Here is a 213-nt window from a genome sequence, read left to right on the forward strand (position 1 = left end):
CCAAACGACACCGATCCAAACGATGCATGTGAATTTACAGCAACAGATATTACTTTACCTGTAACAGCGATTACAGATTGTGATGGCGATGGAGAAACAAGTGATACGGATCCAAATGATACCGATCCATGTATCGGAGGAACATTATCCAATGTAGATTTAACAGACACAACAAGTGACTGGGCAACTGCAGATTGTGATGGAGATGGAGTA

At 41.8% G+C, this 213-nt stretch carries 1 protein-coding gene; it reads left to right on the top strand.

The annotated features are described in order from the left end of the window. A partial coding sequence (locus ACVCXO_RS07595; protein WP_452228995.1) for a hypothetical protein occupies positions 1 to 213 on the top strand: 213 nt, incomplete at both ends.

Source organism: Lacinutrix sp. MEBiC02404 (genome assembly GCF_053601575.1).